The organism is Rubrobacter calidifluminis (assembly GCF_028617075.1).
Lineage (GTDB): Bacteria > Actinomycetota > Rubrobacteria > Rubrobacterales > Rubrobacteraceae > Rubrobacter_E > Rubrobacter_E calidifluminis.
Genome location: NZ_JAQKGV010000003.1, coordinates 190,761 through 215,968 on the forward strand (window position 1 = coordinate 190,761; position 25,208 = coordinate 215,968).

The window sequence follows — 25,208 nt, forward strand, 5'->3', positions numbered from 1 at the left end:
ATGTCCGAGGGATACAACGTCGCAGTAGTGGGAGCGGGGCTCGTCGGGGAGAAGCTCGTCTCCGAGCTCTACCGCCGCGGGTTCCCGGTACGTGATCTCAGGGTGCTCGCCCGCAGCCCCCGCACCGCCGAGCTCGCCGGCAGGACCTTCGAGATAGGCGTCGCCGAACCGGAGGCCTTCGAGGGGGTGGACATCGCCCTCTTCGCCGGAACCGAAGGCGAGAAGGGTGCGGCGGTGCGGCTCGCCCGCGAGGCGATCGTCCGCGGCGCGACCGTCATAGACAACGGCAGCGACTTCCGGCTCGACCCGGAGGTGCCGCTCGTCGTCCCGGAGGTGAACCCGCACGCGCTGGAGAACCATCGGGGTCTGATCTCCAACCCCAACTGCTCGACGATCCAGATGGTCGTCGCCCTCGCCCCCATCGCCCGCAGCTTCGGCCTCGAGCGGGTGGTCGTCTCGACCTACCAGGCGGTCTCGGGCGCGGGCAGAGCCGGGGTCGAGGCGCTCGAGATGGGCTCCGGGGAAGCCTTCCCCAGGCCCATCTCGGGCAACGTCCTCCCGCTCATCGGATCCGTCGGCGAGGACGGGTACACCACCGAGGAGAGGAAGATGCGCGAGGAGTCGCGCAAGATCCTCGAGATACCCTCCCTCCCGGTCTACGCCACCACGGTGCGCGTCCCCGTGCACACGGGCCACGCCGAGAGCATCTACGTCGAGACCTCCGAAGAGGTGACCCTCGACGCGGTCTTATCTGCCCTCTCCGAAGCCCCCGGGATCGAACCCTACGCCGACCCCCTCCAGGCCCCCACCCCAATCGAGGTGGCCGGCGACCCGAAGGTCCACGTCGGGAGGGTGCGTGCGGAGGGCAACGTCGTCGAGCTGTGGTGCGTGGCCGACAACCTACTCAAGGGCGCCGCCACCAACGCCGTGCAGATAGCGGAGGCGCTCGTCGGCGTCGGGGCCCCGAAGGCCGTATAATCCTTGAAGGTGCAAACAAAGCCGGGCCCTCCGGCGGGCGAGAGAAGGTGATAGCATGGCTGTCGAACATCCCTCATTCTGGAAGCGCCTCTTCGACGTCTCCCACCCCTCGAGCCGGGAGGAGAAGGTGATCTCCTACGTCTGCCACCGGCTGAGGGAGGGGGCACCTCTGGAGGAGGTCCTCAAGGAAGACTACGTACGAGATAACTGCTCCCCCAAAGACATCGAGGACATCCTGCGCAACCCGCGTCTGATCCACACGGCCCGCGAGAGCATGGAGCACGAGATACACGCGGAGGAGGAGAGCTTCAGACGCCGCCGCTGAGTGCTCCCGGGGACGGGAAGACCGGAGCTTTTCCCAGCGCTGTATAATTTTCGAGGCTGCGGTCTGGATGTTACGGGAGACTGGAGATAAGAGATGCCGATATACGAGTACAAATGTGATAACGATCATGTCTTCGACATAATGCAGAAGATCTCGGACGATCCCCTCACCTCGTGCATAGAGTGCGGCGCCCCGGTGCACAAGGTCCTCCAGCCGGTGAGTATCGCCTTCAAGGGATCGGGCTTCTACTCGACGGACTACGGCAGATCGAACGGCAGCCGTTCCTCATCCGAGAAGTCCTCCGGCAACGGGAGCGACTCCAAATCCACCGGGAGCAGCGACACCACCGGTACGAAACCACAGGCCAAAAAAGACGACTGATCCCGCTTGTCCCCTCCCCAGGACAGCAGCCCGCACCAGAGACGGCGAGACCCGCCGCTCCGGCGTGCGGCACGTCTGCTCGTCTGCGCCGTCACGCTCGCCTTCCTGCTCTGCTCCCTCTTAACCTCATGCACCCTGCTCGTCTTCTCCGCCCGCTCCCACGAGCTCAAGAGCGGCCTCTTCGCTCTCCTCTTCTGCACCCTCAGCGCCCACCTGACCCTGAGCTGGCTCTCCTGGCTCAAAGGGAACACCTGGCTTGCCCCCTTCGGAGAGCAGGATCTCTGAGAGAGGACTTTTCTCTCTTCCGGGAAAATCCTGCAAAACACGCCTCAAGTAGAGGTTAAACCTGCTCTGGACACCGGGTCCGGCAGGGTATATATTGCGCGCTGGTGAGGATGGATGGGGAGAACAGGCAGGCTCGCGGGGCCCGGATGATTCCGGGCTCTCCGTTCTTCTCTGGGGATCTTCCGGGAGGTGGTTCGGATTAGCGGCGCGTCCTTCGCACACCTGCACTGCCACTCCGAGTACTCGATGCTCGACGGGGCGAGCCGGATAAAAGACCTGGTATCCTTCGCCGCCTCGGAGGGCATGCCGGGGATAGCGCTCACCGACCACGGGGTCATGTACGGGGCGGTGAAGTTCTACCAGGAGGCGAAGAAGGCCGGGATAAAGCCCGTGATGGGCTGCGAGGTCTACGTCACCGCCGACCGCAGGAAGAAGGACAAGAGCCCCTACTACCACCTGACTCTTTTGGCGCGCACGCCGGAGGGCTACCGCAACCTGATGAAGCTCTCCACGGCAGGTTTCCTGGAAGGCTTCTACTACAAGCCGCGGGTGGACCTCGAGACGCTGAGGAAGCACGGGCGTGGGATCATCTGCCTCTCGGGGTGCCTTTCGGCGGAGGTTCCGAACAGGATCCTCGAGGGGAGGATGGACGAGGCGCGCAGGCTCCTCGAGGAGTACCGGGGGATCTTCGACGCCGTCTACCTGGAAATGCAGGACCACGGCATCCCGGAGCAGCGGAGGGTGAACGAGGGTCTGCTGCAGCTGCACCGGGAGACCGGGCTTCCGCTGGTCGCGACCAACGACAGCCACTACACGGCCAGGAGCGACGCGAAGATGCACGACGTCCTTTTGTGCATCGGGACCGGCAAATTCCACTCCGACCCCAACCGGATGCGCTTCGCCTCCGAAGAGTTCTACATCAAGCCCGTCTCGGAGATGGAGCGGCTCTTCCCGGACCATCCCGAGGCGCTCGAGAACACCGCGAAGGTCGTCGAGAGCGTCGAGGATCCGGGCATAGAGCTAGGCAAGACCCGCCTCCCCGCTTTCCCGAAGCCCGAGGGGTACACCGCGAGGGAGTACCTGAGGGAGCTGTGCGAGCGGGGGGTGAAAAAGCGCTACGGAGAGGTCACCCCGGAGATCCGCCAGCGGCTCGACTTCGAGCTCGAGACCATCTCCAAGATGGGATTCGAGGACTATTTCCTCATCGTGTGGGACTTCGTGCGCTACGCCAAGGAGCGTGGGATCGCGGTGGGCCCCGGTCGCGGGTCGGCCGCCGGCTCGCTCGTGGCCTACGCCCTGGAGATAACCGACCTCGACCCGCTGCGCTACTCGCTGCTCTTCGAGCGCTTCCTGAACCCCGACAGGATCAGCATGCCCGACGTGGACATAGACTTCTCGGTCTCGGGCCGGGCCGACGTGATGCGCTACGTCACCGAGAAGTACGGCGGGCACGAGCACGTCGCCCAGATCATCACCTTCGGGACTTTAGGAGCACGCGCAGCGATAAGGGACGCGGGCAGGGTCTTCCAGTACCCCTACGGCGAGACCGACAGGCTAGCCCGGCTCATCCCCGAAAAGCCTGTCGGGACCACCCTCAAGGACGTCCTGAAGAAGGAGAAGGACCGCTACCTGCCCACCGACAAGCACCCCGGTCCGGCGCGCGAGATCCTCTCCCTCATCGAGAAAGACGAGGGGGCGAAGAAGATCCTCGACATAGCCTTCGAGATAGAGGGCTTCGCCCGCCACGCCTCGACCCACGCCGCCGGGGTCGTCATCTCCGAGGAGCCCCTGACGGACATCGTGCCGCTGCAGAAAGGGGCCAAGGGCGAGGTCGTGGTCCAGCACCCGATGTCAGACGTCGAGGCGCTCGGACTCTTGAAGGTGGATTTCCTGGGCCTGCGCAACCTCGACGTCATCGAGGAGACGCTGCAGAACATCCGCGCGACGCGCGGCGAGGAGGTGGACATCCGGGGCATCCCCCTCGACGACGAGAAGACGCTGAAGCTCTTCGCCCGCGGAGATACCTTCGGGGTCTTCCAGTTCGAGTCGAGCGGGATGCAGCGGATGCTGCAGGAGGTGAAACCCGACCGCTTCGACGACCTGGTCGCCCTGAACGCGCTCTACCGGCCCGGACCGATGGAGCATATCCCGGAGTTCAAGCGCGGCAAGCACGACCCGGAGAGCGTCGAGTACCCCGACGAACGCATAAGGCCCATCCTGGAGCCCACCTACGGCGTCGCCGCCTACCAGGAGCAGCTCATGGAGATCGCCAAGACCCTGGGCGGCTTCACCCCCGGCGAAGCCGACACGCTGCGCAAGGCCATCGGAAAGAAGAAAAAAGACCTGATGGCCACCCTCAAGGACAAGTTCATCGAGGGGTGCCGGTCCAACGGCGTGGACCCGCAGACAACGGAGAAGCTGTGGAGCTGGATGGAGGCCGCGGGCGGCTACTCGTTCAACAAGAGCCACGCCGCCTGCTACACGTTCCTCGCCTTCCAGACGGCATACCTCAAGGCCCACTACCCGGCGGAGTACATGGCCGCGCTCATGAGCAGCGTGATGAACACCAAGGATCGCGTCCCCCAGTACGTCGCCGAGGCGCGGGCGATGGGCATAGAGGTGCTCCCGCCCGACGTAAACACCTCGGGCAAGCGCTTCACGGTCGTCGACGGCACCATCCGCTTCGGCCTCTCCGCCGTAAAGAACGTCGGCGAGGCGTGCGTCGAGGCGATCATCGCCGCGCGGGAGGAGGGCGGCCCATTCGAGGACGTCTTCGACTTCTGCGAGCGGGTCGACCCGAAGACCTACAACAAGCGCACGCTCGAATCGCTGATAAAGTGCGGTGCCTTCGACTTCTCAGGGCACTCGCGGGCGGCGCTTCTGGAGGTGCACGCGGAGGCGGTCGAGAGGGTGGCGAAGAGCGCAAGATCTGTAAGCTCGGACCAGTTCTCGATGTTCGAGGCCTCGGAGCTCGCCCCGCCGCGCCCGGAGGTTCCACGGGTGGAGGAGGACCGGCGCCGGGCACTGGAGTGGGAGAAGGAGACGATGGGTCTCTACGTCTCGGATCACCCCCTAAGGCCGGTGCTGCACAAGCTCGGCAGGCACACCGACACCTCGATCCCGGAGCTCGAGGGCTGTCGGGACGGGCAGGCGGTGTGGGTCGCGGGGCTAGCGACGAGCGTGCGGCGTAACACCACGCGCAAGGGAGATACCATGGCGGCGCTGCAGCTCGACGACACCCGGGGGCTCGCCGAGGTGATAGTCTTCCCCAAGGTCTACTCGAAGTGCGCGGCGGCGATCCGGGAGGATGCGATCCTGAAGGTCCGCGGCAGGGTGGATCGAAAGGAGGGCACCCCGCGCATCGTCGCGCTCGACGTCGAGGAGCTGGCGCTCGAGCCGGGCCCGGACCCGGTGTACCTGTACGCCGCGTCCTTCGTCGGCAAGCCTAAAGAGAAGGCCGAGGAGGTCTTCCGCCTGATCTCACGCCACCCCGGCGAGCAACCTCTGGTGCTGGTCTCGGGGGACGGGCTCCCCGACCAGGAGATCTGCACCGTCGAGGACTCCTCCGATCTGCACGCCGAGCTCAAGCAGATGCTCGGTCCCGGCTGCGTCTCCGCCGTGCGGCGCGCCGCCGAGCCGCAGATGGAGCGGGTCTCCTAGCCCCTCCCCACGAGCAAGAACACCTCGCCCGGGCGCAGCAGGTGGTAGGGGCGGTGCAGATTGCGCCGGTTGATGTAGTCCACGAAGTACGCCGGGTTCTCGGTGTTTCCCGCGACGAGGTCGTAGTGGGTCGGGAAGACCATCCCGACGTCGAGCGTCTCGGCGAGCTCTACGGCCTCGCGGAAGTTGGTGTTGCCGACGATCTCCTCAGCCGTACGGAAGTAGTCGCGCCCGTTTATCGGGAGGAACATCGCGTCTATGCGCCAGCGGGAGAGGGTCTCGATCATGCCGTCGTAGACCACCGTGTCGCCCGCGTGGTAGACGGTGACGCCGTTGCACTCTATGACGTAGCCCAGGTAGCGGTAGCCGCGGTCGGTCCTCTCCAGCCCGGTGTGAGCGGAAGGGACCGCGGTGATGCGCGCCCCCGCCACTTCGAACGGCTCGTCCACCGTGGGGACCGTGACCCTCTCTGGATCGATCCCGGTCTTCGAGAAGTCGCAGGCGTAGGGGGCGTAGAAGCGCGCCCCGGGAGAGGAGGAGGCGATGGGGCCGAGCGTCTCGGGATCGAAGTGGTCGACGTGCTCGTGGGAGACGAGGACGCAGGAGGCGTCGTCTATGGCGGCGGGATCCACCGGAGGCTCGAAGCACCTATCCAACCTCTCCCCCTCACCGCCGTAGTCGGTCAGGTAGGGATCCACGTAGATGACGCCCGCGGGGCCCCTGATCCCCACGCCGGCCTGCCCGAGACCGAGAAGACCGAGCGTTCCGGGCGGGATCGCGAGATCCCCGAACCGGAGGACAAGATCCCTTCCCCTGCTTTTGGCCATCTCTCTTCCCCCTCACGCGAAGCAGCAGGTTCTCAAGGAGGAATATACCAGCGCCGCGGAGCGCCCGTTACGCGCGAACATCGAAGATGCGCCGGTAGGAGTCCCACCCGTAGCTCGTCGGCAGGGGCTCGCCGGGAAGAAGACGAAAGGTGCGCGAGCCGTCCGGGAGACGCTCGGCGCGCAGAAAGAGCATCCCTCCGTCCCTCCTATCGTAGAGGCTGCGGGCCAGGTCGTAGAGGTGGGTAACGAAGAAGACCCGCACGCCGGACTCGACCATCGCCCGGACGACCTGACGGGCCATCTCGGAGCCCTCCCGCTCGTTGGTCGAAGAGAACGACTCGTTGCACAGCAGCATGCCACCGGGCCCGATGCGCTCCGCGATCCTCCCCATCCTCCCGAGCTCCTCGTCGAGTTTGCCGCTGCGCATCCGCTCGTCCTCCTCCCTGCGGTAGTGGGTGAACACCCCCGAGCAGACGCTGGCGCGAAAGGACCCGGCGGGCACGAACATCCCGCACTGCATCATCAGCTGTGCGAGCCCCACGCTGCGCAAAAAGGTGGACTTGCCGCCCTGGTTGGCGCCCGTGATCATCACGAGCCCTTTGCCGTCGGCGTCGATATCGTTGCCGACGACGCGCCCCTCGACGCTCAGGCTGAGGGAGACGTCGTAGAGCCCGCGGGCCGAGAGTGCCTTCTTTTCGGTGAGCTCGGGGGTGGGGAAGCAGAGCGGCTCCCCCCTGGCCGCGAGCCGGTCGTGCAGGTTGAGGCACCCGACGTAGAAGACGAGCTCGGCACGCAAAAGCTCGAAGAAACCGAGGATGTTGTCCGCCGAGCGGGCCGTGACGTCGGCGACGCGGTTGAGCCCCCGGTCGGAGAGCTCGTCCAGGGCCCGGAAGCCGCTCACGTCGCGGTCCGGGACGGTGAAGCCGTAGCCGGAGCGGTCGCCGAACGGGAGGCGTTCGAGGAGGCGCTGACGCCTCGGGACCCTCAGCACGTAGTCCCTCCCCCTGTTGCCCCGGCCGAGGCGCGCGCTGAAGAGCATCCCACGGCTGAACTCGAGCTCCCCCAGGTGCCGCTCGACCCCGGCGAGGTAGTCGTCCGAGAGATCCCGCCGGACCATCTCGAAGAACCTGCCGAAGGCCTCCGAAGAGAAGCTCCCGGCATGCTCGTCGGCGAGGCCCCTGAGCCTCCTCAGGTGCTCGAGGAACATCCCGAGAACCTGGACCGCACGGTTGAGTATCGAGCGCGGGGAGTCGTGAAGCAGGCCCACGAAGACCTTCCGCTCGCCTTCGATGGCTTCGATCGCGACGCGATGGATCTCCCTCACGACCTCCGCCTCCTCGAGGCAGTCGGCGAGCGCCCGCTGGCGGTAGAGTATCTCCTCCGGCTCGGAGAGCCCTTCGAGCAGCGCCTTCCTGGCGACCTCGTACACGAAGTCGTCCCCCGAGGCCATCGCCTGCAGGAGCGGCTCGAGGCCGAGGTCCCGCGTGAGATCCTCCGTGTTCTCCGGCAGCCCGCCTCCCGGGTCGAAGTCGCGGTCGCGGTGCATGAGGAGCACCCTCATCTCTTCACCCTCCTCTTGAGATCCTCGTAGGTGAGCCCGTACTTGCGGGCGAGCGCCAGCGCGTAGGCGAGCCCTTCGGGGGGCCTGCGCACGATCCGGAATGTCCGCACGGACGGGTCCTCGGGGTCCACGGTCCCGACCATGCTCACGGTCTCCTCCCCGAGGGTGGCCAGCTCGTCGATGAACGTGACGCAGACGCACAGCGCCCCGAGCCTCTCGATCCGCCCGAGCAGGTCGGTCCCGATGCGGACGGCGTCCTCGAGCGTCGTCGAGCTGAAGCTCTCGTTCAGGACGACGAGGCTCTCCCCGGTGGCCTCCCGCAGGATCTCGTGCAGCCGCACGAGATCGTCTTCGAGCTTGCTCCGCAGCCGCTCGACGCCCTCCTCCCTCTCGAAGTGGGTGAAGATCGCATCGGGGATGTGAAGGTGGGCCTCGGCGGCCGGGACCGGGAGCCCCAGGCTCGCCAGGTAGTGCAGCTGTCCGACCATCCGGGCGAAGGTGGTCTTGCCGCCCTGGTTCGGCCCCGTGACAACCAGGATGCGCTCCGGGTGGCGCAGGTGGAAGCCGTTTTTCACCACCGATCCCCCCTCGCGCAGAAACGAGGCGGCGAGCGCGAGGTCGAATCCCTCCTCGACCCTCGTCTCCCCCACCTCTTCGGAGACCTCCGGGTAGCAGAACGGGAGCCCCGCCTCCCTGAAGCGCCCGGCGTACTCCAGGTAGGCGAGGTAGAACTGCACCTCGCGGTCGAACGCCGCGACGGTCTCGTCCAGGTAATCGCGGCGGCGTCTGCAGAACCCGTTCAGCCTCCCGAAGACGTCCGGATTGAGCCGGGCGACGAGCTCCAGGATGCGCTCCTCGACGTGGCTCAACTCCGGGGGATCGCGGAAGTGCACCCGGTGGTCCTTCACCGCGCCGCGTGCGAACCGGGCGAAGACCCTCTCGATCTCGTCCCCGTAGTCCTCCTCGCCCTCGTAGGCGTCGACCCTGACCCGGTTGCCTCTTATGTGTACCGTGTAGACGACCCCGGCCAGGTCCTCCCGCAGCGCGCGCACCTCCTCTTCGAGCCCGGAGAACTCCTCCGAGCCGGCGTAGCCGGCGAGGTAGTCGCTCAGCGCCCGCAGACCGCGCGAGGCGGGCTCCCGCTGCGGGAGTTCCCGGGCCAGAGAGCGAACGGCCTCGCAGTAGACACCGGCGGCGTCCAGGAACCAGCGCTGCTTCTGCAGCTCGTGGTGGAGCTTCCCGGCGAGGGAAAGGCACTCGCGCATCGCCCGCATGCGCCGGGCGAAGTCCTCCACCACTTCCCGCACCTCACCACGCTCGAGATCACGCGCCACCTCCTGCCGGTAGGTGACCTCTCCGGGCTCGCGCAGAGGGGTGTGGAAGAACGGAGCGAGGTCGTACTCCTCCCTGCCCGAGAGAAGCTCCTCCACCACCGCATCGAGACGGAGGTCGGAGAAGAAGGTGGGCTCCGCGGCCCGGAGCTCTCCGGCCCTTCTATCCTCGAAGAGTATGCTCTGGAAGGTCTTCTCCATCCCTCTCACCTCCTCCGGGTGGAGGCCAAACAGAAAGGCCCCCACCGGTCGGGGAAACCGGTAGAGGCCATCAGCCGGCTCCGCCGGCGAAAGCCGCAGAGCTCTCTCTGCGGCCAGTGCGAGCCTCATCGCATCGGCGGGTTGGCCGCCGCAAGGGGATTGTAGCCATGCCCCGGGAGCCCATCAACCTCCGGCCGCCCTGCGGGTGGCGAGCAACACCGGCACGGCGAGGAGCTGCACCACGACTGAGAACGCCACGAGCCCCATGACCGAGTGGTCGTAGAGCACGCCGAGAAGCCAGCTCCCGACGAACCAGGCGACGCCGTAGCAGGCGCTGAAGACGCCGTAGGCGTAGGCCCTCCTCGCGGCGGGGATCATCCCGGCGACCGGGGCGCTCATCAGCGAGTCCTGTATGCCCATCCCCACCCCCCAGAGGACGACGCCGGCGGCCGCCGCCCCAGTTCCCCCGAGAAAAGCCAGCGGCGCGAAGAACGCGGAGATCACGACCGCGAGCGTCAGGACGGGCATCCCACCCCGGTCGAACCAGCGTCCGAAGAGGAGCGCCGAAGCGCCGGCGACCGCCATCGCCACCGCGTAGAGGATCGGGATGAGGCTGCCGGAGGTCTCCGAGGCGAGGTGGAAGGAGATCAGGCCGAAGTCCGCGTACCCGAGCGCGACGAGCATCATGGCCCCGAGGTAAGTCCAGAAGGCGGCGGGGAGCCTGCTCCCCACGTTTTTCTGCGCGAACGCCTCTCCTGTCCGCTCCATGCTGCGGGGGTTGGGGTAGCGCAGCCTGGCCTGCAGGAGGACGAGCAGCGAGACCGCGGCGGGTACGGCCAGGAAGGCGAAGGCGAGGTGGTAGCTACCGCCCAGGTAGAGGATCGCGGCCACTGCGAGCGGCCCCACGAGAGCCCCGGTCTGGTCGAGGGCCTCGCGCAGCGCGAACGCCCACCCCTGCCCGATGACCGTGCCGGCGTGGGAGAGCATGGCGTCGCGCGGCGGGTTCCTCAGGCCTTTGCCTATACGCTCCAGGACGATCAGGGCCGCGGCGAGCTGCCAGTCTCCCGCAAGCGCCAGAAGCGGCGCGGCGAGCAAATTCACCACGTACCCCACCCCCGTGATGAGCCAGTAGCGGCCGGTGCGGCTGCTCAGGTAACCCGAGAGCAGCCGAACACCGTAGCCCGCGAGCTCCCCGAGCCCGGAGACGAACCCGACGAGCGCCCCGGAGACGCCGAAGGTGGCGAGGAAGGGCCCGTAGATACCCCGGGCTCCCTCGTAGGTCATGTCCGCGAACAGGCTCAAGACGCCTATGAGGACGACGAAGGAGAGTGCCGCGGAGGCCTCCCTTCCCCTACCTGGGCGAGCTTTTCTCACGCCAGGATCACCCCTTCCATCATCCCGCAACCGCCGGACCACCGGGCGAGGAGATCTCTGGCGGCGTCGCCGACCCGTCCGCCCCCTTCCCGGCTCACCTCGCGGAGGAGATCGAGCGTCCCTTCGGATGGACCGAGCCTCTCGAGCGCCTCGACCGCGGCGAGCCGGACCTGGACCGGACCATTCCGCAGGGCATTCTCCAGCGTCTTTCTGGCCCGCTCGTCGCCGATGGCCCCCAGACCGCTCACGGCGGCCGCCCTCAGGTACGGGTCGGCCGCACCATCCTCCACCAGCTCGCTCAGAGGCTCCACCGCCTCGACCGCGCCGAGCTTGCCCAGGATGCCAGCCGCCCGCACCGCGGTCTCCCCCTGGGGGTGGTGCAGCGCCCAGATGAGCCTCTCGACGTAGTTCTCCCCCGTCTCGCCCCGCAACGGAGCACCGCAGCGGGCACAGTACTTCGCCTCCCGACCGTTGACCTCGTAACACCGCGGGCAGTAGAGCCAGCTCACCCTTCCATCCCCTCCGCTCCGTACATCACCCCGCCCAGAAACTGCGCAACATCTTCGCAGCGGTCGATTGCCTCCTCGAGCCGGTCGTAGATGTCCTTCCAGCGCATCGTCTGGACGGGGTCGGCTCCGAGCACCAGCAGGGCCGTGAGGACCGCCCGGTAGGCGACGTCGGCCTCGTTCTCCACGGCGGCCGCCGCGCGCACACGCTCGCTTATGTCCTCTCCTCTCTTCACGCCCTCGACGCAGAGCGACAGCTCCTCCGAGATCCGCCGCAGGTAAGAGGCCAGCCTGACCGACTGCTCGGTCGGGACTATCTCGAAGCGGTGGTAGATCCGCATGAGGTCCGAGATCTCCTCCAGCGCGTCCATCGCGGCGTCGAGGTGCTGGGAGAGGATGATGAGCCGGACCCCGCCGAAAGGGTGACCGTCTCCGGACCTCTCGGCCGCACCGAGCATCTGTGCGATGGTGAGGTCGGAGGCCTGCTCCAGGGAGTCTATGTATGTGGCGTGAGAGGCCATCCGAGAAGGGTCGACGAAGGCGGCGTGCAGAAGCTGCGCCCCTGCGACGAAATCCTCCACGAGGTCGGAGAGGGCCTCCAGCACGGCCCCGCCGGCGAGGCCTCGCTTCCCTTCCGTCTCACCGGGCATCCGCTCTTCCCCGCGTCACGAGCGCGCCGAGCGCGGCCTGAGCGACCTCCGTCCGCGGGTCTTCCGCGGCCTCCCGCAGCAACGCGAACGCGCCCGGCACCTTCGAGAGCGCCCGGGCCGCCGCGTTGCGCAACCCGGGATCCTCCCCTCTGAGGAGCGCGTAGAGCGGCAAGAGTCCCTCGCGCGCCTCGAGATCCCCCACGGCCCGCACCGCGGCGAAGCGGACCTCGGGATCGGGATCTTCCAGGAGCGGCAGGAGTTCAGGGGCCTGCTCTCGGGCCCCGAGCCAGGCCAGGGCGTCGACCGCGGCGCGGCGCTCTTCGGCCTGCGGAGAACGTAGAAGACCGGCGAGGAAGGCCCCGGCCCCCTCGCCGAGGATCTCCTGAAGGGCGCGGAGGGCGTACGGCCTGAGCCCCGGCCCCTCCCGGCAGAGCGCCTCGAAGAGCGGTAGGGCCGCCCGGTGGGCCTTCGAGCGGGCGAGCGATTCCGCCGCCACCCGGCGCACGTCGGTGCTGGGGTCGGAGGCCAGAGCTTCGAAGACGGGCTCGAGGTGATGCACGCGTACGAGCAGCGGCACCACCGCCTCCCGCACCCGGGGCTCGGGATCTTCGAGAGCCTCTTCGAGCACCCCGGCCGCCCTCTCCCCCGCGACCTCTGCGAGGGCCCAAAGCGCCACCCGGCGTACGCTCCAGGACCGGTCGCGCACGAGCTCCCGGAGGACCCTCTCCCCCGCACCGAGTCCTCCCAGCGAGCGGGCTGCCTCCGCCCTTACCTGCGGGTCACGGTCGCGGGCGAGGAAGACGAGCGCCGGCACCGCCCCACGGTCCCCGAGCCTCCCGAGCGAGCGCGCCGCCGCCCGCCGCACCAGCCCCACCTCGTCCGAAGCGAGGACGAGCAGATCCCCGAGGAACCTCCCGTCACCGATGGCCCCACCGCACACCGCGGCGGCGTAGCGGCGGGTGTAATCGCCGCTGCGCGCCAGTTCCTCGATCCCCTCGGGAACCTCCGTGACGCCGAGGGATTCGAAGGCCCGGGCGAGTTCGTCCACCTCGGCGAGCTCGCAGCTGCGCAGCCGCTCCACCAGCCGTCTGACGTCCCGGATCCGGCTCTTCATCGTGAGGTCAGCCTGTGCCAGAGGCTCCCGAAGAACCCCCGAGGCTCTTCGGGGGCCTCCATCTCGAGCACCGGGCGGGTGACGCTCTTCGGGAAGGGGGGCTCTATCCGGTCCAGATCCCCTCCCCTTCGCCTGAGCTCCTCCTCGAGGAGGGCGACCTCGCGGGCGAGGGCTTCTATCTCATCCCTCAGGGGCCGTACGGTCTGCTTCTCCATCTTTTCGAGCTCACCGGCGAGGTCGGTGTACTCGTCGCGCCCGGAGGCGTACTCGTGGCCCTCCGTGGCCTGCCACAGTTCGAGCACCTCGTAGGAGGCGCGGGTCTGCGCCAGCATGAGGACGAGGTTCTCGAGACGCTCCTTCGCGCTCCCCTCCATCGCGAGCTTCTTCACCTTCGGCTGCTCCAGGTACGAGCGCGCCCCGCGCTCGAAGACTTCTTCGGCGGAGAGACCCAGCATCTCGAGCCTGCGGATGGCCTCAGACATCACCCTTATCTGCACGCCGCCTCCTTTCCGCAAGGGCCATGCGCAGAGCCTCCCGGCGCCTCCCGAGGCGCTCCCGCTCGCTCTCGAGCCGCGGGATCAGGTACTCTCTGGTCGCCGCGACCTCACGCCTGAGGGCGGAGTTGATCATCCTGCCGGTCTGGTCGTCGCGGGCGGCCTCCGCCAGGGAGTGGTGCAGCCGGGCGTAGGCTCCCTGGTAGTCGGCGAGTTCCTGGTAGAGCTGTTCTGGGTCGTCCTCCGGCCGGGCGTCGAGCTCGCTCAGGGCGAGGCCGAGCAGGAAGACGTAGGAGAAGAGATCACGCTCCCTCGGGTACTCCTCCTCGCTCTCGAGCGCGGCGCCGAGCCTCTCGAGGAGCGCCTCCGGCGGCGCGACCTCGACGTGCGAGACCTCACCGCTCATCCGGACGACCTCCGGTCGGGGAGTGGTCGGCGGTCGAAGATCTGCGGTCCCCCAAAAGCGGTCTCCTTTCCTCTCGTACGGGAGCACCAGGGACCGTCAGCCTCGTGGAGAAGAGGCGGTTTGGCGGCTCTTCCGGCCGCCGCGCGAACCCCATCGCGCTTACACGCCTCATTATACCAGCGAGACCCTCTACACCCCGTATTCGTCCGCGCGAGCCGCGGCCAGGGCACGGGTCCCCTCGTCGAGCCGGACGCGCTCGCCCCCGAAGCGCTCCAGGGCCTCCGAGGCGAGCGCCTCGACGACCTCGTCCACAGGAGCCCGGCTTCCGGCGCGCCGCAGGCTCCCGACCGACTCCGGCCGCAGCGGCAACCCCATCGCTCCGTAGACCCGCGAGAGCACCCGCGCCAGCTCCTCCTCGCCCTCGACGATCACGATCCCCCCGACGCTCGCGGCGTCGCGGGTGATCCGCTGGGCGATCCCGCAGATCTTCATCCCCTCCCGGTATCCCCCGACGCGGACGCTGTGGTCGCCGGGGCAGAACTCGTCTTTGACCTCCCCGACCTCCGCCGCGATGCCGAGGCGCGAGAGGGCCCCGAGTAGCAGGGAGGAGGCCAGCTCGTAGCGCTCCATCGGGTCCATGCCCCGCCCGTCCGGGCTTACGATCGAGAACCCGAACGTGCTCTCCGAAGCCGCGATCGCACCCCCTCCCGCAGAACGCACCAGCACCGGGTAACCCTCCTCCCGGGCGGCGCGTACGGCCTCTTCGAAGCCCTCCCGGCGCACGTCGCGCCGGGTCACGCCGACGTGCCGGGTGGAGGGCGTGATCGAGAGCGTCGCCGGGCGCCTGCCCGCGGCGACCTGCTCGAAGAGCACCGAGCCCAGAGCGTAGCCGCAGGCGGCGTCCTCGAAACCTTCGTTCAGCAGAACCTGCACCGGGGTCATTCTACAGCGCAAGCTCCTTCAAGCAGGCACAACAGCATTGCAACCTGCCGGCGATGCGTGTATATTTGCGCCCGGTGTCAAAACCGAATGGGCGATGGGGCCCGCCCGAAACCGCACGCGGCGGCGTGCTGATGGCTTCTACTCCACGGCGCGTGGAGTAGGGGCCTTTCTTTTGTCTCCTCTCCCGCGCCGGTCGGGAAGATAGAGGAGAGGAGCGTGGCGATGGATGAAGAGCGCTATACCGGCGGATCTCCAGCCCCTGGGGCCTGCTTCCTCTGCGAGGGAGAGGAAGGGCCGGCGGTGGCGGTGTGCCACCGCTGCGGGGCCTTCGTCTGCAGGGGGCACGCGGTGAGGATGGTCTACCCCGAGGCGCGGCGTCCGGTGGGGCTGATGAGCCCACCGCGCCGACGGGCGAGAAGGACGGAGATAATCTGCGAGGTCTGCTACCTGGAGGAGCTGGCCTCGCGCAGGGAGGCGGTCTAGCAGGTGACGCTCCCTCCGGTCGTCCTGCAGATTTTGCAGGTACTCACCCTGCTCGTCTTCTCCCCGCTCGTAAGCGGCGTCATCTCGCGGGTCGAGGCGATGCTGCAGGCGCGCAGGGGCCCCAGCGTGCTTCAGCCCTACTACGACATCTGGAAGTATTTCCACAAGGGACGCTCGGTGCCGGAAGGCGTCTCGCCCGTCTTCACGCTCGCCCCCTACGTCGCGTTCGCCTGCTACATGACCGTCGCGATGCTCATCCCGGTGTTGACGAGCTTCGGGCTCCCCTTAGGGTACATGGGGGACATCCTGGGCGGGGCGTTCGTGCTCTCTCTGGCCGCCTTCGCCGTCGCGCTCGCCGGGCTCGACTCCGGCAGCCCCTACGCCGGGCTCGGCTCCAGCCGGGCGATGATGGTCAGCGTGCTCGCCGAACCGACGCTCATCTTCGTGTTCTTCACGGTCGCCCTGATCAGCAAGACCGATCTCCCCTACGTGATGGGCGAGACGCTCAGGAGTTCGTGGGGGGCGGTCTTCTCCCCGACCCACGTGCTCTCGGTCGCGGCGTTCTTCCTGATGATCCTGGTAGACACCGGGCGCATCCCGATAGAGAGCCACTCCTCGACGCTTGAGTTCGGCATGATAGACGAGGCTCGCATCTTCGAGCACTCCGGCCCCGAGATGGCGCTTCTGAAGTGGGGCTCGGCGATGAAACAGTTTCTGCTCTACACGGTCTTCCTGAACATCCTGGTCTTCCCCTGGGGCCTCTCTCACGACGGGAGCCCCTCGAGTGTCCTCGTCGCGCTCCTCGCGCTTTTGGCCAAGATGATGGTCGTCGCGGCGGTCGTCGTCGCGATCGAGTCCTCGTTCTCGAAGCTGAGGCTCTTCAAGATCCCGGAGTTCATGGGCGCCGGGTTCATCCTCTCGGTGCTCGCGATCGTGACGTTCTACCTGGGAGGAAGGTAGCATGCAGCAGGCGCTCGACGCCCTCGGCGGGTTTTCGGCGGTACTGGTCGTCCTGATGCAGTTCGGGCTTCTGCGCTCGCGCGCGATCCACGGCCACGCCGCCCTCTACGCCTTCGAGTCGCTCTTCGTCGCCGCGTTCTCCGCGCTGGCCGGGATCACGAGCGGAAACTTCGAGCTCTACGTGCTCGCCGCCGTGACGGTCGTGGCCAAGGTCTTCGTCGTCCCGGCACTCATAATGCGCTTCACCCGCGATCTGGACGAGCACGCCGAGGTCGAGATCCCGCTCGCCGTCGGGGTCCCCTCCTCCCTGCTCGCGGCGCTCGCGCTCACCGGTCTCGCCTACGCCGCCGCGCTCCGGCTCCCGCTGCACGGGCCGCTGTTGCCGCACACCTCCTTCGCGCTGGGGCTCGCGGTCGTCCTGATCGGTTTCTTCTTCATGGTCACCCGGCTGAACACGATCTCGCAGCTCGTCGGGATCCTGACGCTCGAGAACGGCATCTTCCTCGGCACCGTCGCCATCGCCCCGGGGTTGCCGCTGCTGGTGGGGCTCCTGATCCTCTTCGACGTACTCATGGCCGTGCTGGTCTTCGGCGTCCTGGTGCGCCTGCTCGCGGTCCGGCGGGCGACCGTGACGACGACCCCGCTGAAGGAGCTCAAGGGATGATCTACGTCCTCGCTGCGCTGGTCACGATCCCGCTCCTCCTCGGCCTCGTCAGCTACCTCTCGCCGCTGCCGCGCCTCTCGCAGGTGCTCACCGTCGCGGGTGCGGTGACGACGCTCACCCTCGCCGCATCGCTCGTCGGGACGGGCGGAGGCAGGGTCTCGGCCTTCGGCGGCCTCCTCTACGCCGACCCTTTGAGCGTCGTGCTGCTCCTCGCGGTCGCGCTCGTCTACGCGACGAGCGCCGTCTTCTCGATCGGATACCTCAGGAGCGAGGAGAACACGGCGAGCTTTCCCCGCTACGCCCGCAACTTCTACGCGCTGTTGAACCTCTTCGCGTTCACGATGCTCCTCGTCCCCGCGACGGACGACATGGGCGTGATCTGGGTCGCCATCGAGCTGACCACGATAGTCTCCGCGCTCATGGTCGCGCTGGAGGGGACCGCCGCTTCGCTGGAGGCGGCCTGGAAGTACGTGCTCATAGCCTCCTCCGGGCTCGCGCTCGCGCTTCTCGCGGTGGTCCTCCTGTACGCGAGCGGGACGAACGCCCTCGGCGAGGGGTACGATCCGAACTGGACCGTGCTGCTCTCGGCGGCCCCGAAGCTCCAGCCGGACACCGTGCGCCTGGCCTTCCTGCTCGCGGTCGTGGGCTTCGGGACCAAAGCCGGGCTCGTCCCGATGCACACCTGGCTCCCAGACGCCCACTCCGAAGGTCCGACCCCCGTCTCCGCGCTACTCTCGGGGGCGCTTCTCGCCGACGCAATGTACGCCATCTTCCGCTTCTACGGGATCACGGGCCACGCCGTAGGGTTCGGCTTCCCGAAGACCGTGCTCTTCGTCTTCGGGGTCGCCTCGCTCGTCCTCTCGGGGTTCTTCGTGCTGATCCAGCGCGACTTCAAGCGCCTGTTCGCCTACTCCTCGATCGAGCACATGGGGGTCCTGGCCGTCGGCGCGGCGTTCGCCACCCCGCTCGCGCTCTACGGGGTCGCGCTGCACGTGATCACCCACGCCGCGACCAAGAGCATGGCGTTCTTCGGGGCCGGGAGCATCCTGAAGAAGCTCGGCACCCGCGAGACCGCGAAGACCCGCGGGATCATCCACCTCATCCCCGCGACCGCCGTGCTGTTCCTGGCGGCCGGGATGGCGATCGGGGGGCTGCCGCCGTTCGGGATCTTCCGCAGCGAGTTCCTGATCCTGGCGGGGGGCTTCTCGGAGCCCGGGGTCCTGCTCGTCCCGGCCGTCCTCCTTCTGGCGCTGGTGAACCTGGGCTTCCTCGGGCTCTTCCGCTACGCGAACCGCATGGCGCTCGGGGAACCTCCGGAGGGGGCGAAGCCGGGCGAAGCTTCGCGCTGGATGGTCGCGGCGATGGCCCTGGATCTCGTCTTCGTCCTCGGCCTCGGACTGTGGGTGCCGGATGCTTTGAGCGCGGTCCTGCGCGGAGCGGCGAGCGTGATCGTGGGAGGTCTCTAGCTTGGACGAGATGGCGAGGATCGAACGGAGAACCGGCGAGCACCCGGAGCGCACGCGCTGGGGCGGGCTGCGCCTCTCGATGCCCCCCGAGCGCCTGGCCTACGTGGTCCCGGCGCTCGCCGTCGAGGAGGACGCCCGCTTCGTCGCCGAGTTCGCCTCCGAGCGCGACGGGCGCTTTTACCTCCACGCCGTCGTCGAGATCGGCGGGACCTACCTCATCCTCGAGGCCCCGCTCGCGGGTGGGCGGTTCAGCTCGCTCGCGCTCGAGCTCCCCGCCGCCGACTGGCCCGAACGGGAGATGAAAGACCTCTTCGGCCTCACCCCCTCGGGACACCCCCACCCGGAACGCCTCGTCCTCCCCGAGGGCTGGCCGGAAGGAGAGCACCCCATGCGCAAGGGCTTCGCGCGCGAGAAGGAGGTGGAGCTCGCGCCCCCCGAACGGGAGAGGCCCATCATGCACGATCCCGTCGAGGGCGACGGCGTCTTCCACATACCCTACGGCCCCATCCGCTCAGGTGTCTTCGAGTCCGCGCAGTTCGTCGTGGATACCCCGGGGGAGAAGATCCTCAGGCTCCACCTCAACATGTTCTACAAGCACCGCGGGATGGAGAAGATCTTCGAGGGGGTGCCCCTGGAGCAGGCCCCGCTCGTCGCCGAGCGGGTCTCGGGCACCGACTCGTTCGCCCAGTCTCTCGCCTTCTGCGAGGCCGCGGAGCGGGCCCTCGGCGTCGAGGTCCCCCCGAGAGCCCGCCACTGGCGCGTGATCCTCTCCGAGCTCGAGCGCCTCTACAACCACATCGACCACGTCGCGAAGCAGTGCGAGGCAGCCTCGCTCAACGTCGCGAACGCCCGCTTCGCGATCCTAAAGGAGCGCATCCTGCGCCTGAACGCCGCCCTCACCGGCAGCCGCTACCTGCGCGGCGTGAACCGCGTCGGTGGGCTCAGGTTTGAGCCGGGGGCGCTCGAAGGCACCCTACTGGAGGAGCTCGCGGGGATAGAGCGCGACTTCACCCGTGACGAGCGGCTCCTGCGGCGAACCGACTCGTTCCTCGACCGTATCGTCTCGGCCGGCCCGCTCTCGCGCGAGGACGCCGCAGCCCACGCCGCCGTGGGCCCCGTCGCACGCGGCTCCGGCACCGACCTCGACTGCCGCAGGGACCATCCCTACGCCGCGTACCCGGAGCTGGACTTCGAGGTACAGACGGCATCCGCGGGTGATGCCGATGCCCGCTTCGACGTGCGCCTCCGGGAGGCCCACGAGTCGTTCTCGCTCATCCGTCAGGCCAACGGCCGGATGCCCGAGGGGCCGGTGCACGCCGCCTCCCCCGCTCCGGAGCCGGGAGCCGAGGCGCTCGGCTGGGCCGAGGGCGCGCGCGGAGAAGAACTCTACTACCTGCGCTTCGGCGAGGAGGGTGCCCTGGACCGGGTGAAGGTCCGCACCGCCTCCTTCGCCAACTGGCCGCTCTTCGCGAAGACCACAGACGGACAGGTCTTAACCGACTTCGCGTTCATGGAGCACTCGTTCGCTATGTCGCAGGCAGCCTGCGACGGTTAGAGACGGGAGGTTTGCACGACATGCTCGGATGGTTCTACAGGGGGCTCACCGGGGGAAGGGTCACGACCCCCTACCCCCGGAGGGAAGAGCGACTTCCGGAGGGCTTCCGGGGGCGCCCGGTCGTCCACCCGGAGAGGCTGGACCCGGAAGGCTCCTGGGAGGAATACGAGAGGGCGTGCCTGCCCGGCGCGATCCGGGTGAGCGAAAAGACCCTCACGCTGGACCTCGGCCGCTGCATCTGCTGCGGGCTCTGCGCCTCCGTACCCGGGGGTGCTTTCACGATGGAGCCAGACTTCGAGCTCGCAGTGAGAAACCGCGGGGACCTCGTAACGGTGGTGCACCGTGACTAGGGAGGAACGGGAGGTCCGGGAGGAGCTCGCCGGGCGAGTGCGGGCGTTCGGGCGCTCGCTGCACATACGCCACGTGGACGCCGGTTCGTGCGGGGCGTGCGAGTCGGAGGTGCAGGCGCTGCAGAACCCGTTCTACGACCTGCACCGCGTCGGGCTCTTCTTCACCCCCTCCCCCCGTCACGCCGACCTGCTACTCGTCACCGGGCCGGTGACCCGGGCGATGGAGCGTCCCCTGAAGATGGCCTACGAGGCGATGCCCGACCCGAAGGTCGTGATCGCGGCCTGCGGCCCGGCGTGCGGCGGCGGGATCTACGGCCGCTCGTACGCCACGCTGGGCGGGGTGGACGCGGTGCTGCCGGTCGACGTCTACGTCCCGGGGAGCCCACCCCACCCGCTCTCGCTCCTGCACGGCATCCTGCTCGCCCTGGGACGCATCGAGCAGAAGATAGGCCGCGAGGAGCACGTCGCCGGGAGGGTCTCTTGAGCGGCATGACGTTCTCCCTCTGCCTGCTCTCGCTCGCGCTCGGCGCCGCCGTCTCGCTCCTCTTCGGGAAGCGCGGGGCGCAGGCAGGCCTCACCCTCGGGGCCCTGGGAGGGGCTCTTGCCATCGCCGCCGGGCTTTTGGCGATCTACGCCGGCGGCTTCACGCTCTCCGTGGATCTCGGATACGGGCCCGGCAGGGCCGCCTTCTCGCTCGACGGGCTCTCCGGGTTCTTCGTCCTCACGACCGGGCTCGTGCTGCTGCCGGTCTCGGTGTACAACCTGCATCAGCAGGTGCGAAGAAGCCGCGTGACCTACGCCGCGCTCTACGATCTTCTGGCCCTCGCGACGCTTTTGGTCTTCGCCTCGGAGAACGCTTTCGCCTTCCTGTTCTTCTGGGAGGTCGCGGCCGGGGCGTTCTACGCGCTCGTCGCCTTCGAGGACGGAAGGGAGGGGCGCGTCGGCGCCAGCTACCTCTACTCGGCCGCCTCGAAGCTGGGTACGGCGATGATCCTCGCGGCCTTCTTCCTGGCTTTCGCGCAGGCCGGCACCTTCGGCTTCCCGGAGATGGCTCGCTCGCACCTCTCCGGCGGGTACGCGAGCGCAGCCTTCGTCCTCGCGCTCGCCGGGTTTGCGGTCAAGGCCGGGGTAGTGCCGCTCCAGGTCTGGCTCCCCTCCTCCTACTCCTCGGCCCCGCCCGGCGCCGCAGCGCTTTTGGCAGGAGGTATCCTGAACCTGGGTTTCTACGGCATCGTGCGCTTCGACGTCCAGGTGCTCGGCCCGGGCCCCACCTGGTGGGGAATACTCGTGTTGCTCCTCGGTGGCATCTCTGCCGCGGTTGGGATCCTCTACGCCATCGCCCAGCGCGACCTCAGCCGCTTCGTCGCCTACTCCAGCGTGGAGAACGCCGGCATAATCCTGATAGGGCTCGGCATCTTCATGATCGGCTCCTCAGAGAAACTCTACCCCCTCGCAGCCCTCGGGGTGGTGGTGGCGCTCCTGCACATGCTGCACCACTCTTTGGCCAAGTCGCTGCTGTTTTTAGGGGTGGGAGCCGTAGACCGCGCCACGGGCACGCTCCAGATGGACCTCCTCGGGGAGCTGGCCAGAAAGATGCCAAAGACGGCCCTCCTCTCTTTCGTGGCCGTGCTCTCTCTGGCCGCGCTCCCCCCATCGAGTGGCTTTGCAACCGAGTGGCTCACCCTGGAGAGCCTGATGCAGGGCTTCAGGCTCCCTGAGCTCTCCGCACGGGCGGCGATGGCCATAGCGGGTGCGTTTCTGGCGCTGGCTGGAGGAGTCGCGATCCTCGGGTTCGTCAAGCTCTACGGAGGGGTGTTTCTGGGCAGGGGACGCTCGGAGGCTACGAGGAAGGCAAAAGATCCCTCCGTTGCGGGGCTTGTGGGGATGGGGACCCTGGCGCTGCTCGGTTTGAGCGTGGGGGTTCTGGCACCCCTCTGGATCCGGGTGGTGGCAAAAGCCACGGCGAGCCTCACCCCCGCGGGGGACATCTCGGGGAGGATGTTCTCGATGTGGCCGGTGCTGCAGCCCGCCTACGAAAACTTCTCTGCGCTCTCGCCCACGCTGCTCGCGCTCGCGCTGCCGGCGCTGGTGGTGATGGCGTGGGGGGCCGTGAGGATCTTCGGCGGCAGGGAGATGGTCCGGGGGAGGGTATGGACCTCCGGGGAGGCATCTACTGGGGGCGTGGGTTACACGCCGAGGGGCTTCTCCAACGCGCTGCGCACGGTCTTCTCGGACTTCTACCGGCCGAAGGAGGAGGTCGTGGGGCGTCTGTACCGCTCGCGCACGCTCTTCTGGCTCGAAGGTAGCTTCTACGAGTGGGCATCCGGCGTCCTCCTCGGGGTGACGCGGAGGATGAAGAGGATCCAGTCGGGCAACCTCTCGGCGTACCTCCTGTACGTCTTCGTGGTCCTCATGCTCGTGCTCGTCTACGCCTCGGCCGGGTAGACCGTGATCCGCCGGCTGCGACACGCTCCGGGTCCGGAGGAGACCGGCTCCCTCAGGGTCGCCCGGGCCGACGTCCTAGGCTCGCTCTCCTCCGGGGGGTGCATCTTCTGCCGGCGGGAGGGCGAGTCGGTCGGGCGGTTCTTCTTCTGGTACCTGCACGAGGGCTATTCCCAGCCGGAGAACGTGGAGCGACTGCGGCGATCGGGCGGGTTCTGCCCCGCTCACACCTCCTTCCTGATCCAGCAGGCCGTACCTCAGACGGTCGCGAGCATCTACCTGCCTCTGATCTCCGCGGCGGCGGAAGACCTGCGCGGAGAGGGAGGTGCCTTCTCTTTGGAGGCCCCGTGTCCGGCGTGCACCGCCGCAAGACGGGGTCGGGAGAACCTCCTGAGCTCGCTCGTATCCTCCCTGCGAGACAGTGAGGTGCGCGGCGCCCTCCGCCGCAGCCGGCCCCTCTGCCTGCCCCACCTGCTGTGGCTCGCGCCGACCCTCTCCTGGGACGAGCTCGCCTTCGTGGTGGGGGTGATGCTCGACGAGATCCAGGAGGGGATACGCACGGGCTCCCTCTCCACCCCGCTTTGGGGATCACCACATCCCGGGGAGAGCCCCCCGCCCGAAGCCCCACCCGCCACCAGCAGCACACCTGGAAGGGGCTGGTCTCCGGCCGTGGCGGAGCTCAGGTTCGACCTCTCCCGCCCCGGCTGCCCCGTATGCCGGGCGGAGGAGGAAGGGCTGGGACGCTACCTGAGCTGGCTCTCACGGGAGGTCGCTGAGCACCCCCACCACCGCTGGGAAGAAGCCCTCGGGCTCTGCGGGGAGCACGGACGGGCCTTCGGAGAGCTCTCGGAGGCTTCCGGTAGGCTCCTCATGGAGCTCGCCTCCCGCTGGCAGGAGAGGCTCGGCGCGCTGGGGGATGCCCTGCGAGAGGAGAGGCCCCCGGAAGGTTTCCTCCCCCGTCTGGCGCGCCTGCCCACCCTTTTCGGGAGCCTGCGGCGCGAGTCCGCGGCACTCCCGGCGCTCCGTCAGGCGCTCGTACGGTCGTTCGAGCCGCGCGAGAAGGTTCTGCAGAGGCTGCGCGGTCCGGTGCTGCAGCGCCCGCCGTGTCCGGCGTGCCGCAGCGTGAAGACGGCCGGGAGGTCGAAAGCGGACCTCCTCTGGCGCTCCCTCTCCGACCCGGAGACCCGGCGCACCTACGAGGAGTCGGACTGGCTCTGCCTGAGACACCTTCCACCGACGCTCTCGCTCTGCGAAGACGGTGCAGCAAGAGGAGCGCTGTCGGGCACGGCGAGGAGCAGGATGCTGATCCCGCAGTGGGAACTGCGCGAGTACCAGCGCAGGCAGAGCTGGAACGCACGGTACGAGAGAAAGGGGCCCGAGCAGGACGCCTGGCGCCGGGCCGTGGCGGCCTGTTCGGGGATCACTGGGGAGGTGAAGCCATGATGGAGGTGACGATCCCGGGACGCGGCCCCCTCACCTGGGAGCACCTGGTGCTGGATTTCAACGGAACGCTCGCCCTGGACGGAGCACTGCTCCCGGGCGTCGCCACCCGGCTGAGGAAGCTCTCCCGAAAGCTGGAGCTGCTGGTCATCACCGCCGACACCTTCGGGAGCGCCTCCCGCGCCCTCGCCGGGCTCCCGCTGCACCTGGAGGTTCTCGGCGAGGGAGTACAGGGAGAGAGAAAGGCCGCGGCGGTGCGAAGGCTGGGCGCGGAGAGGACCATCGCCGTCGGCAACGGCGCGAACGACGCCGCCATGCTCGAGGCGGCCGGTCTCGGGATCGCGGTCCTGGGCGGGGAGGGCGCCGCGCGCGGCGCCCTCCTCGGAGCGGACGTCATCGCCCCGGACATCCGCTGCGCGCTCGACCTCCTGCTCCTCCCCGGGAGGCTCGTCGCCACCTGGCGCCCCTAGGGATAAGAGCCGGGTGACCTCAGTAGGCTTCCTCTATCTCCAGGACGGTTATGTACCCCGGCTCCCCCGCCTCCACCGGATAGCCCTCGACCAGAAACCCCGAGACCCTCACGTGCTGCCCGGCGTACGCGCCGAGGTCTTCGGTGTCGCTCCTCAGGGCGTAGGCCACGTCCTCCTCGTCCTCGTCGAGGAGCGCCCACTCGGTGCCGTAGGTGTGCCTGAACTCGGCATCCTCCACCCTCTCCAGCATGCCTTCGGCTTCGACCTGCTGCTCCTCCACGGTCCCACCTCCGTCTCGCTCGTGCAGCTCCCTCTCTCTGCCTACCCCGAACCTCCTCCCGGC

The 25,208-nt window shown here is 68.2% G+C and carries 26 protein-coding genes and 1 riboswitch; of the genes, 15 read left to right on the plus strand and 11 right to left on the minus strand.

Annotation, left to right across the window (positions count from 1 at the left end; all coding sequences use genetic code 11):
* The 5 genes from PJB24_RS03950 (at nt 1) to PJB24_RS03970 (ending at nt 5,629) form a co-directional block, all read left to right on the plus strand.
* On the plus strand, nt 1-978 hold the full coding sequence (locus PJB24_RS03950; RefSeq protein WP_273842924.1) for an aspartate-semialdehyde dehydrogenase: 978 nt from the start codon (nt 1-3) through the stop codon (nt 976-978).
* A 55-nt stretch (nt 979-1,033) separates the two neighbouring features.
* The gene (locus PJB24_RS03955; RefSeq protein ID WP_273842926.1) at nt 1,034-1,303 is read left to right on the plus strand and encodes a hypothetical protein; all 270 of its coding nucleotides are present in this window, start codon (nt 1,034-1,036) and stop codon (nt 1,301-1,303) included.
* Nucleotides 1,304-1,396: 93 nt separating this feature from the next.
* Nucleotides 1,397-1,684: an FmdB family zinc ribbon protein gene (locus PJB24_RS03960; RefSeq protein ID WP_273842928.1), complete on the plus strand. Its 288-nt coding sequence runs from the start codon at nt 1,397-1,399 to the stop codon at nt 1,682-1,684.
* A gap of 6 nt (nt 1,685-1,690) precedes the next feature.
* On the plus strand, nt 1,691-1,969 hold the full coding sequence (locus tag PJB24_RS03965; RefSeq protein ID WP_273842930.1) for a hypothetical protein: 279 nt from the start codon (nt 1,691-1,693) through the stop codon (nt 1,967-1,969).
* A 189-nt stretch (nt 1,970-2,158) separates the two neighbouring features.
* Nucleotides 2,159-5,629, plus strand: a complete 3,471-nt coding sequence (locus PJB24_RS03970) for a DNA polymerase III subunit alpha (protein ID WP_273842932.1) — start codon at nt 2,159-2,161, stop codon at nt 5,627-5,629.
* Here the strand turns inward: PJB24_RS03970 and PJB24_RS03975 are convergent.
* From PJB24_RS03975 to PJB24_RS04020, 10 genes are all read right to left on the minus strand, one after another.
* Nucleotides 5,626-6,456, minus strand: coding sequence for an MBL fold metallo-hydrolase (locus tag PJB24_RS03975; protein ID WP_273842934.1), 831 nt, complete (start codon nt 6,454-6,456; stop codon nt 5,626-5,628). The two genes, PJB24_RS03970 and PJB24_RS03975, sit on opposite strands and share 4 nt — an antisense overlap.
* A 67-nt stretch (nt 6,457-6,523) precedes the next feature.
* Nucleotides 6,524-8,017, minus strand: a complete 1,494-nt coding sequence (locus PJB24_RS03980) for a MutS-related protein (protein WP_273842935.1) — start codon at nt 8,015-8,017, stop codon at nt 6,524-6,526.
* Nucleotides 8,014-9,549 carry a MutS-related protein gene (locus tag PJB24_RS03985; protein WP_273842936.1) on the minus strand — a complete coding sequence of 512 codons (1,536 nt, stop codon included), beginning with the start codon at nt 9,547-9,549 and terminating at the stop codon, nt 8,014-8,016. The genes PJB24_RS03980 and PJB24_RS03985 overlap by 4 nt, the downstream gene beginning before the upstream one ends.
* A gap of 183 nt (nt 9,550-9,732) precedes the next feature.
* Nucleotides 9,733-10,923 carry an MFS transporter gene (locus PJB24_RS03990; RefSeq protein ID WP_273842937.1) on the minus strand — a complete coding sequence of 397 codons (1,191 nt, stop codon included), beginning with the start codon at nt 10,921-10,923 and terminating at the stop codon, nt 9,733-9,735.
* Nucleotides 10,920-11,432 (minus strand): HEAT repeat domain-containing protein, encoded by a 513-nt coding sequence (locus tag PJB24_RS03995; protein WP_273842938.1) that lies wholly within the window; start codon nt 11,430-11,432, stop codon nt 10,920-10,922. Before PJB24_RS03995 ends, PJB24_RS03990 begins: the two co-directional genes overlap by 4 nt.
* Complete coding sequence (locus tag PJB24_RS04000; protein WP_273842940.1) at nt 11,429-12,079, minus strand: DUF47 domain-containing protein; 651 nt, start codon at nt 12,077-12,079, stop codon at nt 11,429-11,431. The genes PJB24_RS03995 and PJB24_RS04000 overlap by 4 nt, the downstream gene beginning before the upstream one ends.
* The gene (locus PJB24_RS04005; RefSeq protein ID WP_273842943.1) at nt 12,069-13,193 is read right to left on the minus strand and encodes a HEAT repeat domain-containing protein; all 1,125 of its coding nucleotides are present in this window, start codon (nt 13,191-13,193) and stop codon (nt 12,069-12,071) included. Before PJB24_RS04005 ends, PJB24_RS04000 begins: the two co-directional genes overlap by 11 nt.
* A complete protein-coding gene (locus PJB24_RS04010; protein WP_273842945.1) occupies nt 13,190-13,690 on the minus strand; it encodes a hypothetical protein in 501 nt (166 codons plus the stop codon). Before PJB24_RS04010 ends, PJB24_RS04005 begins: the two co-directional genes overlap by 4 nt.
* The gene (locus PJB24_RS04015) at nt 13,668-14,093 is read right to left on the minus strand and encodes a hypothetical protein (RefSeq protein ID WP_273842947.1); all 426 of its coding nucleotides are present in this window, start codon (nt 14,091-14,093) and stop codon (nt 13,668-13,670) included. Before PJB24_RS04015 ends, PJB24_RS04010 begins: the two co-directional genes overlap by 23 nt.
* A gap of 189 nt (nt 14,094-14,282) precedes the next feature.
* Entirely contained in the window at nt 14,283-15,035 is a 753-nt protein-coding gene (locus PJB24_RS04020; protein WP_273842950.1) for a lipoate--protein ligase family protein, read from the minus strand.
* An 81-nt stretch (nt 15,036-15,116) separates the two neighbouring features.
* Nucleotides 15,117-15,183, plus strand: a riboswitch (Fluoride riboswitch).
* 74 nt (nt 15,184-15,257) lie between these two features.
* Between PJB24_RS04020 and PJB24_RS04025 the strand changes: the two genes are divergently transcribed.
* Genes PJB24_RS04025 through PJB24_RS04070 form a run of 10 tightly spaced genes read left to right on the plus strand, consistent with a single transcriptional unit; the run spans nt 15,258 to nt 24,865 of the window.
* A complete protein-coding gene (locus PJB24_RS04025) occupies nt 15,258-15,518 on the plus strand; it encodes a hypothetical protein (RefSeq protein WP_273842952.1) in 261 nt (86 codons plus the stop codon).
* Between the two features lie 3 nt (nt 15,519-15,521).
* Nucleotides 15,522-16,478 carry a respiratory chain complex I subunit 1 family protein gene (locus tag PJB24_RS04030; protein ID WP_273842954.1) on the plus strand — a complete coding sequence of 319 codons (957 nt, stop codon included), beginning with the start codon at nt 15,522-15,524 and terminating at the stop codon, nt 16,476-16,478.
* A 1-nt stretch (nt 16,479) separates the two neighbouring features.
* The gene (locus PJB24_RS04035) at nt 16,480-17,142 is read left to right on the plus strand and encodes a hypothetical protein (protein ID WP_273842956.1); all 663 of its coding nucleotides are present in this window, start codon (nt 16,480-16,482) and stop codon (nt 17,140-17,142) included.
* A complete protein-coding gene (locus tag PJB24_RS04040) occupies nt 17,139-18,608 on the plus strand; it encodes a proton-conducting transporter transmembrane domain-containing protein (protein WP_273842959.1) in 1,470 nt (489 codons plus the stop codon). The genes PJB24_RS04035 and PJB24_RS04040 overlap by 4 nt, the downstream gene beginning before the upstream one ends.
* Nucleotides 18,609-18,618: 10 nt before the next feature.
* Entirely contained in the window at nt 18,619-20,163 is a 1,545-nt protein-coding gene (locus tag PJB24_RS04045) for a hydrogenase large subunit (protein WP_273842981.1), read from the plus strand.
* Nucleotides 20,164-20,183: 20 nt separating this feature from the next.
* Complete coding sequence (locus tag PJB24_RS04050; RefSeq protein ID WP_273842961.1) at nt 20,184-20,513, plus strand: hypothetical protein; 330 nt, start codon at nt 20,184-20,186, stop codon at nt 20,511-20,513.
* Nucleotides 20,506-20,997, plus strand: coding sequence for an NADH-quinone oxidoreductase subunit B family protein (locus PJB24_RS04055; protein ID WP_273842963.1), 492 nt, complete (start codon nt 20,506-20,508; stop codon nt 20,995-20,997). Before PJB24_RS04050 ends, PJB24_RS04055 begins: the two co-directional genes overlap by 8 nt.
* A 5-nt stretch (nt 20,998-21,002) precedes the next feature.
* Complete coding sequence (locus PJB24_RS04060) at nt 21,003-22,958, plus strand: proton-conducting transporter transmembrane domain-containing protein (RefSeq protein WP_273842984.1); 1,956 nt, start codon at nt 21,003-21,005, stop codon at nt 22,956-22,958.
* Nucleotides 22,959-22,961: 3 nt separating this feature from the next.
* Nucleotides 22,962-24,398 carry a hypothetical protein gene (locus tag PJB24_RS04065; protein ID WP_273842965.1) on the plus strand — a complete coding sequence of 479 codons (1,437 nt, stop codon included), beginning with the start codon at nt 22,962-22,964 and terminating at the stop codon, nt 24,396-24,398.
* Nucleotides 24,395-24,865, plus strand: a complete 471-nt coding sequence (locus tag PJB24_RS04070) for an HAD family hydrolase (protein WP_273842967.1) — start codon at nt 24,395-24,397, stop codon at nt 24,863-24,865. The genes PJB24_RS04065 and PJB24_RS04070 overlap by 4 nt, the downstream gene beginning before the upstream one ends.
* A gap of 19 nt (nt 24,866-24,884) precedes the next feature.
* Here PJB24_RS04070 and PJB24_RS04075 read toward each other — a convergent pair.
* A partial coding sequence (locus PJB24_RS04075; protein ID WP_273842969.1) for a hypothetical protein occupies nt 24,885-25,208 on the minus strand: 324 nt, incomplete at its 5' end.